Source organism: Pseudarthrobacter sp. 1C304 (genome assembly GCF_052245515.1).
In the GTDB taxonomy this organism is placed as follows: domain Bacteria; phylum Actinomycetota; class Actinomycetes; order Actinomycetales; family Micrococcaceae; genus Arthrobacter.
The window spans coordinates 1-19,510 of the sequence record NZ_JBQQCH010000012.1; the positions used below are offsets into that span (position 1 = coordinate 1).

The 19,510-nt window shown below is 62.7% G+C and carries 6 protein-coding genes; 5 read left to right on the top strand and 1 reads right to left on the bottom strand.

Going from position 1 to position 19,510, the window contains the following annotated elements:
- The first annotated feature begins 451 nt into the window (after nucleotides 1-451).
- Nucleotides 452-1,111 carry a DUF6308 family protein gene (locus tag ACTWQD_RS17325; protein WP_443197366.1) on the top strand — a complete coding sequence of 220 codons (660 nt, stop codon included), beginning with the start codon at nucleotides 452-454 and terminating at the stop codon, nucleotides 1,109-1,111.
- Nucleotides 1,112-1,191: 80 nt separating this feature from the next.
- Here ACTWQD_RS17325 and ACTWQD_RS17330 read toward each other — a convergent pair whose 3' ends face one another.
- Nucleotides 1,192-3,084 (bottom strand): YqaJ viral recombinase family protein, encoded by a 1,893-nt coding sequence (locus ACTWQD_RS17330; RefSeq protein ID WP_443197367.1) that lies wholly within the window; start codon nucleotides 3,082-3,084, stop codon nucleotides 1,192-1,194.
- Between the two features lie 234 nt (nucleotides 3,085-3,318).
- Here ACTWQD_RS17330 and ACTWQD_RS17335 point away from each other — a divergent pair, with 234 nt between their 5' ends.
- The 4 genes from ACTWQD_RS17335 to ACTWQD_RS17350 all read left to right on the top strand — a co-directional run bounded on the left by ACTWQD_RS17335 (nucleotide 3,319) and on the right by ACTWQD_RS17350 (nucleotide 19,509).
- A complete protein-coding gene (locus tag ACTWQD_RS17335) occupies nucleotides 3,319-5,466 on the top strand; it encodes a GmrSD restriction endonuclease domain-containing protein (RefSeq protein WP_443197368.1) in 2,148 nt (715 codons plus the stop codon).
- A 173-nt stretch (nucleotides 5,467-5,639) separates the two neighbouring features.
- Nucleotides 5,640-8,501, top strand: coding sequence for a helicase-related protein (locus tag ACTWQD_RS17340; RefSeq protein WP_443197369.1), 2,862 nt, complete (start codon nucleotides 5,640-5,642; stop codon nucleotides 8,499-8,501).
- 242 nt (nucleotides 8,502-8,743) lie between these two features.
- Nucleotides 8,744-13,111 carry an Eco57I restriction-modification methylase domain-containing protein gene (locus ACTWQD_RS17345; protein ID WP_443197370.1) on the top strand — a complete coding sequence of 1,456 codons (4,368 nt, stop codon included), beginning with the start codon at nucleotides 8,744-8,746 and terminating at the stop codon, nucleotides 13,109-13,111.
- Nucleotides 13,111-19,509 carry a DEAD/DEAH box helicase gene (locus ACTWQD_RS17350; RefSeq protein ID WP_443197371.1) on the top strand — a complete coding sequence of 2,133 codons (6,399 nt, stop codon included), beginning with the start codon at nucleotides 13,111-13,113 and terminating at the stop codon, nucleotides 19,507-19,509. Before ACTWQD_RS17345 ends, ACTWQD_RS17350 begins: the two co-directional genes overlap by 1 nt.
- The last annotated feature ends 1 nt before the right edge of the window (nucleotide 19,510 follow it).

Genomic DNA, 19,510 nt, shown 5'->3' on the forward strand with positions numbered 1-19,510 from the left:
GAAGCAGCGAGAATCGACATCCCGCCACACACCGAGTCAACGAACTCAGTGCGGGCATTCGAAGGAAACAACTTGACCATGAAACGCTCCATCCATCAGAGCGTTGCAACGACCATATGACTTTGCCTGCACTGCAGCGCCAAGATGTGGCGCATTCGTCACCTTGGCGCAGAACCATGGATCTGACTCCTCTCGGTCCTCCGGCAATCGCGGAGGACCGAGAGTTGGACGGTGGAGGCACAGCATCACGGCCGATCGCTCCAGGCTCATGAATCCTGGGACGTGCGCCTAGAAGAAGTCTTGCTGGCGAGGAAGTCCAGCCAATTTTCCGCGATCAGCGGCGGCGCCCCGGCGTCGTCCATCGAGCACAAACGCCGGCGGCGGTCTTCGGACCGCCCCAGTCGACACCACATAACTGGGAATTATCGTTCGGTGCCCTAGTATCGCTCGCATGAGCGAAATTATCAGAGTGGGTGGCGCTTCAGCCGGGTTCGATGAAGCATTTGCATGGGCCAGCCGCTACATCACAAACCAGGATCAGACATATTCCTACCCGGCATACGATGCATACCCTGGCGCATGCTCGGACACGGTCGGTCCGCAGGATCTGCTCGCGCCGGCATTGCTGAATGCGGGCCACAATCCGGTTCGGTCGTATTACACGTTGGAAGGACTCCTGGATGAGATCAACGAGAAGCTTAGCCATCCAGCTATGACGGGAACATTGACCGACGCGAGTGACGAAACCATCGGGGCCATTGCCAGCTTGTTCGGGATATTGGACGAAGTAAGCACCCCGGGCGTGAAACTCACTAAATTGTCGAAGGTTCTGCATCGCAAGCGTCCCGACCTTATTCCGCTGTACGACCCTCATATCTGGCGTTGCTACGTTGGCTCCGGCCCGGAGTCGCCCCTGCCCCGTGATAAAGCAAGGAGCTGGGAGCAGTTTTCACTCCTTTGGCTGCCCGCGGTGCAGAAAGACCTGCGAGATCAAGCCGACACTTGGGAACGAATCGCAGGGCTCGCCACCAAGCCCCCGATCACTTCGTTGCGCGCTTTGGACATGGTCGGTTGGTGGCTGGGTAGGCCCAAAAGACGAAAAAACCGCTAGAGCGAGTCTCTTTCTGGTGTCAGGCCGACGCGGACGGGGAGAGGCGGGACCTGTCTAGTTGGCGCCTGCATTTCGAGCCATTAGCGGTCGCGCCACGGACTTTGAACCGACGGAAGTCTGCATTCGATCAACTTGGCGGCGACTTCGAGCTGATCCCTTCGGAACTGGCGTGCCACCGACGGTAACCAGACGCCGTCATAGTAGGCGGACTCCAATTTCCGAACGTCATCCTCGGTCCAAGAACGGCCCGACTTTTTCATCGTCGAATCTTTGAGAGGCCCCTCGGTATTGAGCAGTCGGCGGGCCAGCTCGAATACCACGGCCAGGGGCGTGGCTGCAAAATCGCTGGCCAGGTCATCCAGTGTGGCCCCCTCGTCGTAGAGGACGAGAAGTCGTGAAGTCTCGCTAGCAGTCCACCAGCGGCCCTCGTCCTCGTCGCGGACCGGTTGAGGGTGCCTCGCGCCGGTAGATCGCACGGAACTCGTCGTCTTTGATCGCTTGAGTAATGCCGCTTGCGCCTGGTTGGTCACTGCAAAGGCGGGGGATTGGTGCGAGTCAACGACGCGCGTCGGTAGCTTCCGTGTGATCTCGCTGGGTACGTCGAGCCAAGCGAGGTCCTCCGCGAAGTGGCCGACGGTCGGAAGCCTGCACTCGAACAATCTAAATGCGACGCCCAGCTGATCCCTGCCGAGTTCGAGAGCGACGGAGGGAAGCCAGACGCCGTCGTAGTAGGCGTCCGCTAGATTCGAGATGTCTTCCGAGGACCATGCAGTGCCAAAGTGTTCAGCCGACGGGTCTACGAGCGGTGCCTCTGAATTGAGCAATAGGCGGGTCAGTTCGAAGACAACCGCCCGGTCTGTGGCGCCAACGATGTTCCCCAAGTCATACAGAGGGACGCCTTCCCGATAGAGAAACGCGAGCCGTGACTTTTCGCTGGATGTCCAATGGCGGTGCTCGTCCTCGTCTCCGACAGCCTTCGGGTCCTCAGAATCAACAGCCTCCGACAACACGGACGTGGCGGGCAGCCCCAGGTGCTCCTCGGCCTGCCGGGGCACGACAGTCGCGAAAGATGGTTCCGCGAGCTCGGCCACAGGAAACGCTGAGGTGTTGACCGGCGCTCCTGTCGCTCGGAAAGAGTCCCTAACGCGGTCGAGCTCCTCGATGAAGCGGTCGGCATGATTTCGCAGAACGCCAATTCGGGCCTCGTCTCGATATATCCAGCGGTGTTCGCGCTCGAAGGAGTACCGATTTTCCACAACGAAGAGCGCCCGTTCGGACCGTGTCACGTGCAGCTGCCACTGGAGCTGGTCTCGGTACAGGCTCAGCGTGGCACCTAATGGCTTCACAGAGGTCTTGATTTCGGCCACGGCATCGGGACCAATGCCGTCTGGAGTTGCAAGGTGGCGCGCATTCGATCCCACACAAATAAAGGAGTTTGGAAGAACGCCAAACTCCTCGGCCACCCATGCGGCGATGACGGGCTCGCGTTCGATACCGTGCTGGAATGCGGCAAAGCGCGGCCCTTCTTCGCCGGTGAGCTTCTGCTGCATAAGTGCAGGTCGCTGCTTGCTTGGATCACCGTTCAGCTTGACTATCTTCTTTAAATCGGTGGCGGTCACCCCGTGGCGGCGTGCATGAAGCCACGCATCCCTGTCTTCGGACCCGACGGGGCGCCCCGCGCCATCGGTCAGATACGTAACGTGGAAGATGCCAGTCCCTGCGGGTGCGGGGGGCGTATCCGCTGGTGGCTGACCCGGCGAGAGGCGCAGCCTCTCCTGCTCCTGGTGGATGACGATGGTCTTGGCCGGAGGGAGCGAACCAGCGCGGTTCGAGGTGGTCGCGTCACCGCCGGGATGTTTCGGCATCGGCGGCGTCGTGGGAGAGCGCGTCTCCTCTATATGACGTTTGCGGGTCGGATTCCGAAGTAAGAAGTAGACGAAGAGGCCGATCAACAGCCAAACCAGCACGTCCACTCGGTTTTCTCCTCCAGCATGCCAGAATTCTCGCGATGAGATACGTGACAAATGCTAGATGAGACCCGGGAAAAATAGTCCGTGATGCTTCGCCCCGCGATCATGCGCTACTTCTCATTAAGTATGCCGACACTGGATCCAACGTCCCTGTGGTAACGCTGCATAGGTAAACCGGACTCTAGACTCGACTTCGGACAGCGCAACGACGACTCGAAGTCACTGAAAGGCCTAGGCGTGATCACCCAAGTAAAGACGCCCCGTGAAGTTTTCTACCAACCACAACGGTTAATGGTTCCGCTTTTTCAGCGACCGTACGTCTGGGGCGAAGAGGGTCAATGGGCGCCGTTGTGGGAAGACGTCCAGCGGCTAGCCGCGCGCCGCGTGAACTTTGAGGTCCACGCACCTCACTTCTTGGGTGCCGTGGTGGTTCAACAGCAGATGGGAGAAATTGGCACGCTCCCGGTCCGCACCATTATCGACGGACAACAGCGGCTCACGACGCTACAGCTCATGCTGAGCGCGGTTTATGAGCAAGTGCGCCTAGCGGGCTTTGAGAGCATTGCGCGACAGGTTCAAGACTTGGTGGAGAACCCCGAGCACTTTACGGCTCACCCGGAAGATAAGTTCAAGGTCTGGCCGACGAACCGTGACCGGCAGGCCTTCAACGAGGTGATGGCGGCGATAGCCCCCTTCCATCACGGCAAACTGGAAAATTCCGGCTCACGGATGGTGGCTGCGCACGCGTTTTTTTCGAAGTCAGCAGGCGAGTGGCTCGGTGGTAGCGATACTGAGCGGCGCGCCCACGCCCTCGTTGAGACGGTTAGTAACCAACTCCAAATTGTCGTGATTGAACTCCAGGCTGATGAAGATGCGCAGGAAATCTTTGAGACCCTCAACGCCCGAGGCACTCCGCTCACAGCAGCTGACCTGATAAAGAACTTCGTGTTCCAGCGGCTTGATGCCGTGCCTGCCCAGGCCGAAAAGGCATACCACGAGCATTGGGAGACCTTTGAAACTCCCTTCTGGGAAACAGAAGTAGCTTCTGGCCGTGTGACTTATAGCCGCAGTTCGCTGTTTCTTAACCAATGGCTCATTGCGCAATCGCTAAAGGACGTTACTGCTAAGGAAGTATTTTCGCAGTTCAAGCGTCACGTCACGGACAGCAACGAGCCGATTGATGCCCTGCTGCCCAGGATCCGAAGAAGTGCCGACATTTACCGCTCGTTTACGGAGCGGGCGTGGAGCCCGACGAATATTCTTAGTCGACTCGAGTTGTTCATCTATCGGACGTCGATGCTTGACTCCGAAGTAGTGAAGCCCCTGGTCCTATGGCTCGAGGACCCCGACCGTTCGCCGATACCACCGGAACAGCGAGACCGATGCCTTGCAACGGTCGAGAGTTGGCTGATCCGCAGGACATGCGTTCGTGCAAGTACGAAAGCCTATAACCGAATCTTGGTGGACCTCCTAAACTACTTGAGCCAGCAACCTCGTGAAAGCGTCGGAGAATTCACCGAGAAGTATTTCATCACGCAGGACGGTCCCAATGACTACTGGCCCGGTGACGCCGAAGTCCGTCGTGAGCTAACGGACATGCCGATATACAAGCGCTTTAGGCGGGGGCGCTTACGGATGTTGCTTGAATCGATAGAAGACCACCGCCGAGGCTGGACTTCCGGGCGGTCGATGCATGAGCAACCCGTAATTCGAGGCACAACAACCATCGAGCATGTAATGCCCCAGGAGTGGTCTCTAAACTGGCCCGCGGAGGGCGGGGAGGACCACTCCAACCGACGGGACGCCTTGGTTCAGACGCTCGGCAACCTGACGCTCTTGACCCAGTCATTGAACAGCAGAATCTCGAATGGACCATGGCAGGGCGACAAGGGAAAGTACGAAGAGCTTCGCAAAAATACCTCGCTTCTCTTGACTCGCGAAGTCGTAGAACTGGGTGCGCACGGCTGGACCGAGGACTTTATCGCCGAGCGGACTGAACGCATGATCGATGACATCCTTGAAATCTGGCCCGTACCTGCGGGTCACAGCGGCAAGGTGGCCGCGTCAGTAGAGCGCGCCACTCCGCGAGTGGATGTCGCGGACTTGGTGAGCGCAGGTTTGCTTCGGCCGGGTCAATCGCTTTTTGCCCGTGTGCAGGCGCACAGGGGAAAACCCTGCCAGGTCAGCGAGGATGGGTCGCTCTACGTGGGCGACCGCCGCTACGACACGCTGAGCGCAGCGGCCAGAGGTATCACGGGAGCCCAGTCAGAGGCTGGCTGGTGGTTCTGGCTCATCGATGCCGAGGGCGACAAGTCCATGAGTGATCTACGGCAGGAGTTTGTCGAGTCCCTGGCGGTTGGAGGTGAACTCGTGGACGTCCCTTAGCTCGAGGTTCCGATTTCACGACGTTGTGGCACGGCATTAGCTGTTCGTAGCCGGGATGTGCCCTCGAGCTGTCAGCCGAGCATTCCGTCGGAAGCGATAATGGCTTTGGAGCTCGGTGCCGCGAAGTGCATACGACCTCCAACTGGGGAAGCAGCAAACACAGGAGCAAGGTCTTGACAGTTACAGCCACACACCGGGAACTCAACGTCGCACCCGGTTCGGTGGTCCGTGTCCGCGATGAGGACTGGCTCGTCACCAGCGTCGAGAAATCGGTCGACGGCACCCTCGTCAGGGTCCAAGGCCTCAGCGAGCTTGTCAGGGATACCACGGCTGTCTTCTACTCCGCGCTGGACACCATCGAAGTCGTGGATCCGTCCAAGTCCAAGGTCGTCGCCGATGACACCCCCAACTACCGCCGCGCGCGGCTTTTCCTGGAAACCACCCTCCGGAAGACGCCGACACCCCAGTCGGCGGAGTACCTGACCGTCTCCACGCGCATGCTGTCGCGGAACCTCAAGTATCAGCAGATCGCCGTCGCGAAGGCCCTGGACACCAAGAACATCCGGCCGCGCATCCTCATCGCCGACGCCGTGGGTCTCGGCAAGACCCTCGAGATCGGCATGATTCTCAGCGAACTGGTCAAGCGCGGCCGCGGCGAGCGCATCCTCATCGTCACCCCCCGCCACGTGCTGGAGCAGATGCAGCACGAGCTCTGGTGCCGCTTCGCCCTGCCGTTCGTCCGCCTCGACTCGGCGGGCATCCAGAAGATCCGCCAGAAGCTCCCGGCCACGCGTAACCCCTTCACGTATTACAAGCGCGCCATCATCTCGATGGATACGCTCAAAAGCCCCCGTTACCGGGCCCAGCTCGGCAAGCTGCACTGGGACGCGGTGGTCATTGACGAGGCCCACAACGTCACCAATACCCAGGCCATGAACAACGAGCTCGCCCGCGTGCTCGCGCCGAACACCGAAGCGCTCATCCTGGCCTCCGCCACGCCGCACAACGGACGCAACGAGTCGTTCGCGGAAATCCTGCGTCTGCTGGACCCCACCGCCGTCCGCCCGGACGGCACGTTCGACCCTAAGCACGTGGAGAACCTCATCATCCGCCGGCACCGGCACAGCCCCGAGGTCGCCCAGGAAGTCGGCGCGGACTGGGCCGAGCGCGAAGAACCGGACAACAGACTCGTCTCCGCCTCCGCCGCGGAGAACGCCATTGCCGAGGAGCTTTCCGACGTCTGGCTCTACCCCGACGGCAAGCCGGCACCCTATTCGGGCCAGAACGGCGCGCTGTTCTCCTGGATCCTTGCCAAGGCGTTCCTCTCCAGCCCTGCCGCGCTGCTCGAAACGGTCACGGAGCGTCTCAGGAAGCTCGACGCCGATTCGCCCTCCGAGGCCAAGGAAACCGAAGCCCTCACGCGCCTCGGCCAGCTCGCCGCGGCGGCAAACACCGGCGACTCGGCCAAGTACACCGAGCTCGTCAGCTACCTGAAAAAGATCGGCGTCGGCAAGGGCTCCCCGATGCGGGCAGTAATCTTCGCCGAGCGCGTCGCCACGCTCAAATGGCTGCAGGAGACGCTGCCCAAGGCCCTCGGCCTCAAGCCGGAAAACGTCGGCCTTCTGCACGGTGGCCTCAGCGACGTTGAACAGCAAAGCATCGTGGACCAGTTTAAGCGCGGCAACAGCCCACTGCGGGTCCTGGTCACCGGCGACGTCGCCTCCGAAGGCGTTAACCTGCATGCCGAATGCCACCACCTGATCCACTTCGACATCCCCTGGAGTCTGATCCGGATCGAACAGCGAAACGGCCGCATCGACCGGTTCGGCCAGCGCCAGAAGCCGCAGATCACCACCCTGCTCCTGAACCCGCACAACACCCGGTTCTCCGGCGACATCAAGGTCCTGACGCGCCTGATGGAACGCGAGTATGAAGCACACACGGTCCTCAATGACGTCGCCTCCCTCATGGGTCAGTACAGCGTCAAGCAGGAGGAAGACGCCATCCGCGACGTCCTGCTGGGCAAGAAGGACTTCGAGGACGTTGTTGGCGAGCCCGACGCCGATCCGGACTCGGGCGACCTCTGGGACTTCCTCGACTTCGAGGCCCTGCAGGACGACGGAGACACCGAGACCATCCCGGTCGAGAAACCGCTCGGCCTCTACTCCACGGACTTGGACTTCCTGGACGAAGCCCTCAAGGAGGCCTTCGGCGATCCGCACAAGGTCCTCGGCTGGACCGTCCACACTGGCCACGGCCTCGCCGAGCTCAACCCGCCCGTTGACCTCCAACACCGCCTGGGCTACCTTCCGCAGGATTACCTGTCCGAGCGGCGAGTCACCGAGCGCCTCAAGCTCGCCACGACCGTCGACGCCGGCACCCGGGAACTGAACCGCGCCCGCGAATCCGATGACATGAGCTGGCCCGAGGCCCACTACCTCGGCCCGCTCCACCCCGTCCTGGACTGGGCCAGCGACCGGGCCCTGTCCTCGATGTCCCGCAGCGAAGTCCTCGTGGTCCGCGGCGACGTGGACGCCGCCCAGGTCCTGCTTATGGGAACGCTGATGAACCGCCGCGGGCAGGTGGTCTCCAAAGCCTTCATCGCGGTGGACTTCCCGGACCCCGCCAACCCGACCTTCTGTCTCTCCGAACCACTCGAGGATCTGGGTGAGCATCTGAGCAGCATCGGCGTCGATGCCAAGGCGACCAACCCCGGACCGGTCACGGTGACAGGGCTGCAGTCCCTGCTCCCGCAGGCGGTGGAGAGCGCCAGGCAGACCATGCAGCTGACCTTTGAAGCAGCTGCCAACTCTGCCAACCAGCGGCTGCAGGCCTGGAAGGACCGGGCCACGGGTTGGACCAGGCTGTCCTTCGACTTCGCTCAGCGGGCGGAAGTGAAAAAGCAACGCGAGCGTGTCAGCGAGGAGCAGCGCATCGCGGAGTCACTCGCCCCGGCTCAACGCCTGGTCCGCCCCCTCCTGATCGTCGTTCCCCGCGCAACCCCTGTCGCCGTCCCGGAAGGTGCTGACCAGTAATGCCGTCCTTTGATTCAATCGTTGTAGGCGAAGACTGGATTAGCGAACACTTCTTCACCACGGACTCCGCCAAGGAATCCTTCCAGGCCGAGGTCGTAAAACTCCGCAAGAACTGGGACGAGGCAGCCAAGGAAGGCCACCCCACCACCCCGACCCGCTTCGCTGAGGTCCGTGGACGCCTCCAGATCCTGCTCGCCGGACTCTCGGAAGACCCGGCCGGTGCGTCCGAGGCCTACGCCCTCTTGCGCGGCGCCCTCGGCTTCCAGGGCACGACGGCGGCCGTCACCTTCGAGCGCAGCGGCACCGAAACGCTCGTCCCCGGCGTGTGGGCCACGGAGAAGTCCGAGGTCCTGTTCGTCGAGGCCGCCCCGGCGGACGCGCTGGAAGACGTGCTGTCCACGGTGCTTCCGCTCGGGCGGATTCTGGTGGACGGCAAAGAACCGTCTCCGGCGCTGACGGTGGCGAAGGCGGTGTCCGAGGCCTACCTTTCGGACAAAGCCCCGAAGTTTGTGGTCATTATGGCAGGCCGGTGGCTGGTGCTGACCGAACAGGAACGCTGGGCCGAGGGCCGCTACCTGGCCGCGGACGCACTCCTGGTCGCGGACCGCAATGACACCAAGAAGAACGCCGAGACGGACCGGTTCCTGGCGATCTTCGGCCGCGACTCTCTCATGCCGACACCGGATGGTTCTCTCTGGTGGGACGGCGTCCTCGAAGCCTCCGTCAAACACACCGTGGGCGTCTCCCAGGACCTTCGCGAAGGCATCCGGCGTTCCATCGAAATCATCGCCAACGATGTCCTCGACCGCCGCCGCGAAGCCGGTCTGGGCGTCGAGGACGTGCACGGTAAGGTACTGGCCCGCCAGTCCTTGCGGTTCCTCTACCGGATCCTCTTCCTGCTCTACGCGGAGGCCTCCCCGGAAATGGGCGTCCTTCCCGTCGGAGCCGGCGAATATAACGAGGGATACGGCCTGGACCGGCTCCGGGAACTGACCCTGGTCAACATCCAATCCCCGGAATCCCGTCGCGGCACCCACATCTACGAATCCCTCGCCCAGCTGTTCCACCTAGTGGACAACGGCCACGCCCCGGAAGGGAACAATCCCTCCGATGATGCCTCGGGCGAGAACGAAGGCCTGGTCTTCCAGCCGCTCAGAGCAGACCTCTTCCACGATGCCGCAACGTCGCTCATCAACGGCACCAAGCTAAGCAACGCAGAACTGCAACGCGTCCTCCAGCACCTGCTGCTCAGCAAAGAGGCCAAGGGCAAGGACCGTGGCTTCATCTCCTACGCGGAACTGGGCATCAACCAGCTCGGAGCCGTCTATGAAGGCCTGATGTCCTACACGGGGTTCATCGCCCCTGAGCCCCTGCACGAGGTGGCTAAGGACGGAAACCCTGAAAAGGGTTCCTGGGTGGTCCCGGTGGACCGTTCCGAGTCCATTGACGCCAAGCACTTCGTGGTGGAAGAGGACGAACGCACGGGGGAGCGGCGCCCAGTACTTCACGCCGCAGGCTCGTTCGTTTTCCGGCTCGCCGGCCGCGAACGCCAGCAGTCCGCCTCCTATTACACCCCCGAGGTGCTCACCAAGTTCGTTGTTTCCCAGGCGCTCGAAGAGCTGCTGGACCAGGACGACCAGACAACCGCGGCAGACGACATCCTGAACCTGACGGTCTGCGAGCCGGCACTGGGGTCCGGCGCGTTCGCCCTGGAAGCTGTCCGCCAGCTCGCGGACGAGTACCTGAAGCGCAAGCAGGACGAGCTGGACGTCCGGATCCCCGCAGACGAATACCCGCAGGAACTCCAAAAGGTCAAAGCCCAGATCGCCCTGCACCAGGTCCACGGCGTCGACTTGAACTCGACGGCGGTGGAACTCGCCGAAGTCTCGCTCTGGCTCGACACCATGGTGAAGGACCTGCAGGCGCCGTGGTTCGGGCTGCGTCTGCGCCGCGGAAACTCGCTGATCGGCGCCCGCCGGGCCACGTACTCGCGGCAGGCAGTCAGCGACAAGTCATGGCTGAAGAGCGCCCCGCAGGATGCACCCCTGACCGGGCTCGTCGAGACCATGATTACTGAGACCGATGATCCCAACGTGGTCGGGCGGATCCACCATTTCCTGCTCCCTGCCGACGGCTGGGGAGCTGCGGCCGACGCCAAGGAAGTCAAGGACTTGGCAGGGGAAGCCCAGCAGGAGCTCAAAGCCTGGCGCACCAGGATCAAGTCCAAACCCAGCAAGAATCAGTTGGACCGGTTTGTGAACCTCGGACGCCGCGTCGAATCCCTGTGGAAGCTCACGCTGCGCCGGCTGCAGGTCGCCGAATCGGAGGCCCGCCGGGACATCGACTACTTCGGCAAGCATCCAATTGGTGTGCCCGGCGATGCCGGCACTCGGACCCAGGCCGTCACTCGTGAGCAGATCGAGGAAAATCTTAACGACCAGAATGGCGCCTACCAGCGTCTCCGCCGAGTCATGGATGCCTGGAACGCGCTGTGGTTCTGGCCCCTGACCGAACGCGCGACCGGTGGGGCAACACCTCCGACACTGGACGAATGGCTTGGTGCGCTCGAAGCGATTCTTGGCCTTCAGGGCAAGGAATCGAAGATGGCAGGGCAGCAGACCTTTGGTGCTGCATCGACCTGGGAAGAACTGAACGACGCCGAACAGGCCGACCTTGAGTTTGCTCTGGTGTCCGACATTGAGATCGCTAAGAAGCAACATCTTTGGCTGGAAGTGTGCGAGAACATCGCTGCGGATCAAGGCTTCTTCCACTGGGAACTCGACTTCGCCTCCGTGTTTGGCCGGGGCGGGTTCGATCTACAGGTCGGTAACCCACCGTGGGTGCGACCGGACTGGGACGAAAATGCCGTCTATGCGGAGTTTGATCCGTGGTGGCAGCTGAACGATAAGCAAACGCAATCGCAAAAGGCCGAAAAGCAGCGCTTAGCCCTTGCGGACGCGACTCAGGTTGAGTTCATGTGCTCGCAAGCGGCCGGGATCATGGGAATTCGGGAGTTCCTGACGTCGCCAGCGTCCTACCCGATCGTGGCTGGCCTTCGTCCGGACCTTTACCGCTCCTTCATGGAGCGAACTTGGGGGTCTGTTTCCCGGACCGGAGTTGTCGCTCTGCTTCACCCGGAATCGCACTTCACGGAGAAACGAGCCGCCCACCTTAGAGCCGAGACCTATCGCCGCCTCCGGCGGCATTGGCAGTTCATCAACGAGTTGAGACTGTTCGAAATCCATAACCTTGTGACATATGGCGTCCATGTTTACGGGGCGCGTCGCGAATCCCCACAATTCAAGATGGCGGCATCCCTGTACCACCCGGACACCATCGCACGCTCCGAGGTCCACGATGGATCCGGCGAAGTTCCCGGCCTCAAGGACGGCGAAGGTAACTGGGACACCCGGCCCCACCTCGAACGCATCATCCAGGTGGACGAAGCTGCCTTGGCCGTGTGGGCGGACATCCTCGACGAACCGGGGACTCCGGCGGTGCAGGCGCGGATGGTCTACCCCGTGAACCGTGCAAGCTCTCTGGTAGTCGAGAAACTCAGCAAGGCACCAAGAATACGTGAAATTGGCTTGCAATATTCATCAGGTTGGAATGAGACTACAGACCGAAAGAACGGATATTTCGAGGTAGGATCCGCTGTCCCGGATTCCTGGAAGGACGTAATTCTGCAAGGGCCACACTTCACCGTCGCTAACCCGTTTGCCAAACAGCCCAATCCGACAATGAAGAGCAACAAGGACTGGACGGAAGTCGACCTGGAAGCTCTCGCTGTGAATTACATTCCCCGAACTAGCTACCAGCGTGAAGGTCCTTCCAGTAGGTACGACGCTGACTACGGGGCCTGGGTAGCTGCCAACGGAAACTCTGTGCCTGTCAGGGACCACTATCGGCTTATGTGGCGCCGTATGGCTGCGACTACAGGAATGCGTACTCTGCATGCAGCATTGTTTCCGCCCGGTACAGCTCACATTCACGGCGTCTATTCGGTCGGCGGCCCGGAGGCATCGTTGCCGAACCTTCTTCTGCTGGCGGGGATATTCAGTAGCATCCCCGCGGATTTTTGGATAAAGGTCTCAGGCTCAGGAGAGATCAACTTCGATTTTCTGTCTCAGCTTCCGACAGTTCTACCCGGGCACGCTTTGTCCGGGGAAATCGTGACACGGGCAGCGGCGCTGAATTGCACGGCTGACCCTCTGCTGTCTGCTTGGCGGGAACAATCAGACTCGGAATTCTTACCCGAGCTGAAATCTTTGCAACGGCGCCAGGCGCTGGTCGATTTGGACGCCTTGGTTGCAGTCGCCATGGGTATGGGAATTGAGGAACTGTGCACCGTCTACCGCACGCAGTTCCCGGTGCTCGTCGGATACGAAAGAAGCGACCTCTACGATGCCAACGGCCGTAAGGTCCCCGGCGACATGAACCGCCTCTACCGGAAGGCTGGCGAGAACCTGACTCTGCAAGATCGAACCTGGACGCACCCACAAAGTGGCGTTGAGTACGTCTTTGACTTCCCGTTCCAAAGCTTTGACCGAGAAGAAGACATGCGGAAGGCGTACGCGCACTTCTCAAGCATGCTGGAGAAGAAGTCCTAATGTCCGAGCTTCTGCCCACCACCCAAGCCGGGGACCTGCGCCGTGGGCTCTCCGACTATCTCGCCACGACGTTCGCGCTGACGGACGGGAACGCACAGTCCGCCATCAAGGACTTCCTGGCGGATCCTGACCATGGGCTTTTCAAGGGCGCCTATGTCCGGCTGCGGCTGCCCTTCGAAAAGGCGGAACCTGGCTGGAGGGACTGTCTGGACTGGTACCAGGGCTTCGAGCCCTACGGCCACCAGGCCAAGGCCTTCCAACGGCTCAGCAGCAAGGGCGCCGGTGGGGCATCCCGTCGCCCAGAGCCCACGCTGGTCACCACGGGTACCGGTTCCGGGAAGACCGAGGCGTTCCTGTACCCGATCCTGGACCATGTGCTGCGCGCGAAACGGGACGGCATCACCGGCATCAAGGCGCTCATCCTCTACCCGATGAACGCCCTCGCCAACGACCAAGCCAAACGCCTGGCCGAGCTGCTGACCACCCACGCCGAGCTGTCCGGGATCACCGCCGGCATCTACACCGGACAAAAGGACACCAACCGTACCAAGGTGGCCCGGGATGGCCTGATCAACGACCGCGACGTGTTCCACCAAGACCCGCCGGACATCCTGCTGACCAACTATAAAATGCTGGACATGCTCCTGCTCCGCAACACGGACGCGCCCCTCTGGCAGAAGTCCGCGACCAGCCTGCAGTACGTGGTCCTGGACGAATTCCACACCTACGACGGCGCCCAGGGAACCGACGTCGCCATGCTGTTGCGCCGGCTCGGCCTGACGCTCAAGAGCTACTGGCCGGACGACCTGACCGAGCATCCCCACGGGCTGAGCAGGGAAGACCGGGAACGGCCGCTCGGCCGGGCCACACCCGTTGCCACGTCCGCAACCCTGGGCAGCAAAGGTGACCCGGAAGCTATGCTCAGCTTCGCAGAGACCGTCTTCGGCGAAGTCTTCCCGCCCGAGTCCGTAATCACGGAAGCGCGTATGTCCGGTTCAGTTTGGAGTCAAGGCGGACATGACGCTGATTTTCATTCCCTCGATGCGATCGCAGAGGACTTGTCCCCTTCTCTAGAACATATCTACCAGGCGCCCGGTACCGATCGTTGGTGGACTGAGCCAGAAAGCGGCATTGATGTTGAGGTGGAGACGACGCTGGCCGACGCTATCGCCGACACGCTTTTTCGAACTCCGCCGGCAAATCTGGTACTGAGCCTTCGGCGTCATCCGCTGACACTGGAGGTCCTCAAGCATGCTACTGCGGGGGTATCCCTTCGAGACCTTTCTTACCGCATCTTTTCCCGCCGAACCATGCTGTGGGGAGCAAACCTGGACGATGCTGAAGAGTACCTTTCACTCTTTATCGCCTTACTAAGTCATGTTCGCGCGACTGCGGGCCGTTCTGAGCTGACTGTCGAAACACACCTCTGGATCCGCGAGATGTCCCGGGTGGACGCCGCCGTCGACACGACACCGCGCTTCCGCTGGTCCGACGACGGCGTGGACCAGTCCCACGACATGTTCCTCCCGGCACTCTATTGCCGGCACTGCGGGCGCTCGGGCTGGGGCGCCGTCCTGGCCCCCACCGGGCTGGACCTGGAGCTGGACGACTCCAAGATCCGTGAAGCACGCGTCACCAACAACCCGCGCTTCCGGACCCTCATCTCGGCCGCTGCCGAGGCGGACATCATCGAATTCCATCAGGACGGTTCGGAGCAGGTGCAGGGCCTGCACTGGCTCCACACCGTCAACCGTGGCCTCTCCACCACGCCACCGAAAGCCGACAGCGCCGACCTCGCTGAAGGGCGGATCATTCCCGTCCTGATGCTCACCGGCCAGGACGCGGACGACCAGTCCAAGAAGGACGTCTGCCCGTCCTGCCTCGCCAAGGACGGCATCGCCTTCATGGGCAGCGCCATCGCCACAATGCTCTCCGTGAGTATTTCCAACCTGTTCGGCGCCGAGGGCCTGGACGACGAGGAAAAGAAAGCCCTCGTCTTCACCGACAGCGTCCAGGACGCCGCGCACCGGGCCGGATACGTCCAGTCCCGCTCCCACACCATGACGCTCCGCACCGCCCTGCGTCGCGCGCTCGGCGAGCAGCCGGCCACGCTCTCGGAACTCGTGGACGCCGCGATTGCGCGCGCGGACTCACCGGGGGCGCGGTACCAGCTGATCGCACCAGAGTTCGTGGACCGGCAAAGCTTCCGGCCCTTCTGGGACCCGAAGGCCTCCCCGGCGGAACGCGTCCGGGCCCGGCGCTTCGCCAAACGGCGGCTGCAGTTCGACGCCCTTCTGGAGCTCGGCCTCCAGTCTCGGACCGGCCGGACCCTGGAACTCACCGGGTCCGTGGCCGTCGAAACCGACGCCGGCAACCCCACCCGCATGCTCTCCGTGGCCAGCAAAGCCTACGATTCGGCCCTCCACCAGACCATGGTCGGGGAGACCGCGCCCACGCAGCAGCAGCTGCTGCAGTGGATCCGCGGCACCGTAGAAAGAGTCCGCCTCCAGGGCGGCGTCCACCACGAATGGCTCAAAGGCTACATCGCGACCGACGGTAAACGCTGGCAAATCTGGGGCGGGCGGCCCAAGGGTGAAGGCATGCCCGCGTTCCCCTCCGGCCGGCCGGCCCCGGCCTTCCCCCGGATCGGCAGCGCCGCCGCGGCCACTGACAACCTCGACGGCGTCACGTCCTCGGCCTCCTGGTACGCACGATGGACAGCCCGCTGCCTCGGCGTCGCCCCCGCCGACAGCGGCTACCTTGCCAAGGCACTCATCACCGCACTCGCCGACGACGGAACGCTCGGCAGCTCGAAAACGAACTCCGGCGCCGATGTCTACTGGCTCGACCCGGAGAAGATCGTGCTCTCCGTCCCGGACTCCGAGGATCTGGCCGCAGGACGCCACACCGTCCAGTGCAAGGTCTGCCAGGCCATCACCCCCGGCAGCCTGACGGTCATCGACCAGCTGGTTGGAGGCCCGTGCACCCTGGTCCGCTGCAGCGGGACCCTGCAGCGGCACGCCGCCGACGCCCGCAACTTCTACCGGGACCTCTACGCCTCACGCGAAAGCAAGCGCGTTGTAGCTCGGGAACACACTTCGCTGCTCGATGACGCCACAAGGATCCTCTACGAAACGCAGTTCAAGGCCGGCGCCGACAACCCGCAGGCTCCCAACGTCCTGGTCGCCACCCCCACGCTGGAAATGGGCATCGACATTGGGGACCTGTCCTGCGTGATGCTGGCCTCGCTGCCGACGTCCGTGGCCTCCTATCTGCAACGCGTCGGCCGCGCCGGCCGCCTCACCGGCAACTCGCTCGTCCTTGCCTTCGTGCGGGGTCGCGGCGAGCACCTGCCCAAACTCCACGAACCGCTCTCCGTCATCAACGGCGAGGTCCGGCCGCCCGCCACGTACTTGGATGCGGAAGAAATCCTGGGGCGCCAGTACGTGGCCCACGTCGCGGACCGCTTCGCCCGGGCGGCGGGCTGGCCGCACCCGGTCGACGCCATCCAGGCTCTCGGGAGCGTCGCGCCTGGATCGTTCATCGGGGACCTGATCGAGGACGCGACGGCGAACGCTATCCCGTATCTCACCGAGTTCCTGGACCAGTTCGGCGAACGGATTTCCCCGGATAGTGCCGCCCGCCTGGCAACGTGGGCGTCGCGGCACGACGACGGCGAGCCCAGCGGCCTCGCCCGTCACCTGATCCGGGCGGCAGGGGAGTGGAAGGCCGACGTCGACGAACTGGACATCCGCCGCAAGGAGATCGGCAACGCTCTGCCCGAGCTGGAGGCAGCGGCCGCCCAGGCGGAACGGTTGGATGACAAAACCTCCGACGCGCACCAGGCCCTTCGGACGGCCAAAGCCACGCTCAAGATGATCCGGGACCAGCTCAAGCAGCTCCGCGGTCAGTACTGGATTTCGGTCCTGGAAGCCTACGGCGTGCTGCCGAACTACACACTCCTGGACGATTCGGTCAGCCTGGATGTAGGGCTGTCCTGGAAGGATGCGGACACGCAGGAATTCGTCACTGACACGGTGACCTACAACCGCGGCGCCTCCGTGGCCCTGAGCGAATTCGCTCCCGGTGCCACGTTCTATGCGCAGGGCATGGAAATCCTGATCGACGCCGTGGACCTGGGCCCCCAGCAAAGCCATATCCAAAAATGGCAGGTCTGCCCCCAATGTGGCTGGATCAAGACTGACCTCGGTGCCGACGCGGCCGTGCAGAACTGTCTGCGCTGCGGCACCTCGGCCATCGCTGACATGGGCCAGGTCCTCGACGTCGTGGTCATGAAGAAGGTCTCCGCCGAGGTCCGCCGGGACGAGGCCGCGATCAACGACCGCCGCGACAACCGCGTGCAGGAACGCTTCACGATCGTCGCCGCGGCGGACATCGACCCGCAACACCTGCAGAAGCGCTGGTTTGTGGAAGGCTACGACTTCGGTGCCGAATACTTTAACCGGATCGACATCCGCTGGCTAAACACCGGACGCACGGCCTCCAACGGCGGAGTGCGGACCATCGCCGGCGACGACGTCCGTACGCCCATGTTCAGGCTGTGCTCCTACTGCGGACAGCTGGACCAGTCCGCCAAGGATAATTTGCCCACCGAGCACCGGTTCTGGTGCAAGTACCGCAAGGCAGCCCAGGAAAGCGTCAAAGAAGTGGTGCTGGCCCGGGAACTCAACACCCAAGGCGTCGTGCTGCACTTGCCCCTCGACGTGACCTACGGCGACGACTTCTCGGTCCCCAGCCTCCAGGCAGCCATGCTGCTGGGTCTTCAGAAAGTCGTGGGCGGGGCCCCGGACCACCTTGGAGTGCTGCGGATCAACGATCCGGCGCACGGCGGCAATCGAATTGCCCTGATGCTGCACGACAAGGTCCCCGGCGGCACCGGCTACCTCGCAGAGTTCGCCAACCCCGAACGGGTCTGGGAGCTGCTGCGCGCCGCGTGGCAAACCGTGCGCGACTGCGGCTGCCGCTTCGAGGAGCGGCTGGCGTGCCACCACTGCCTGCTTCCCTTCGCCGATCCGTGGACGGTGGACAAGGTGGCGCGGGCCAGCGCCGAACGCCTGCTCGGCCTGCTGCTGCGCTCCGGTGAGGCCGCCAGCGACAGCGCCGTCCCGCCGTCGTTTTCCGACTGGACTGTTACCGAAGAAGCCCCGGACGCCGAGACCTCAATCGAATCGCTGCTGGAAAAGCGGTTCCGTAAGGCCTGGATGGACCGGCTCAAGGCTGTCGGCGCACACACCAAGGTGACCCCCGGTGCGCTGGCGGACACCATCACCTTCCGGATCCCCGGGCAGCAATTCCAATGGCAGCTCATCCCGCAGGTGGATGTCGCCGGAACGCGCCCAGACTTCCTGCTGAAGGGACCGCCGGACCCTAACTTCCCCGTGCTGGCGATCTACACTGACGGTTTCACCTTCCATGCGTCCCCGGAACACAACAGAATCGCGGACGACGCCACCAAACGCGACAAGCTCCGGCACAGCTCTGAGCTGTCCGGGGCCGCAGTGCCGTGGGCCGTGACGTGGCAGGACGTGGAAGCATTCGAAGCCGGTCCTTCGGCGCCGGTGGTGCTGCCTACGTGGGCCAGCGCCAAGCTCAACGCGCAGCTTATGGCCAACTATCCGGTGAATGCCGCGATCATGGACCTGCTGGGCAGGGACGCAATGACGATGCTCTGGGAATGGGTCAACCGGCCCGATCCCGAGGCCTGGGCGAACTTCTCGGAGCTGGTGCCGCTCATGCTGATGGCGCAGCGGCCCGAGCCCGCCGACGCGGACGCCATGTATGCGCACGCGGCGGCGCTCTCCAAGGGCACGAGGCCATCTTTGCCTCCTGGCACAGTCACGGCCTGGACGTACAGCTCGGGGAGCCTTGGGTTCGCTGCGGCCGGCTCGCCCAAGAGCCTGTCCACAATCGCCGTCGGGCTGTGCCTGGACGACAGGACGCAATCGGTTGGTTCGCCGGTGCACGAAGCCTCTTGGCGCGAGTGGTTGCGGCTCTCCAACCTCCTGGCGTTTAAGCCGATCGGTCTGACCATCGGGTCAGTGATGTCTGCTGTGAGTGCGGGTGGATCGATAGAGGAAGAAGCCGTGCGGCTCGAGATGTCCGGAGGGCTTAGTCCCGCCTGGAACGAGCTCCTGGAGCAGGCCACAGTCTTCGAAAAGACGCTTCTGCTGGCTCTGGCCAATGCAGACATAAATGTCCTGCCGGAACTCGGCTTCGAGGTGGACGGCCTGCCGGTCCCGATCGCCTGGCCGGACTACCGGATCGCCGTCGTGCTTGACGGCGACGACGAGCGCGCTGAACTTGAGGCCGCCGGGTGGGCCACCGTGGGAACTGACGTTGACGATATTCGAGAACTGCTGAAGACGAAGGGAGCTTGAT

Coding starts and splice junctions, on each gene's coding strand:
- ACTWQD_RS17325 (WP_443197366.1), top strand. CDS start 452: ATGAGCGAAATTATCAGAGTGGGTGGCGCTTCAGCCGGGTTCGATGAA.
- ACTWQD_RS17350 (WP_443197371.1), top strand. CDS start 13,111: ATGTCCGAGCTTCTGCCCACCACCCAAGCCGGGGACCTGCGCCGTGGG.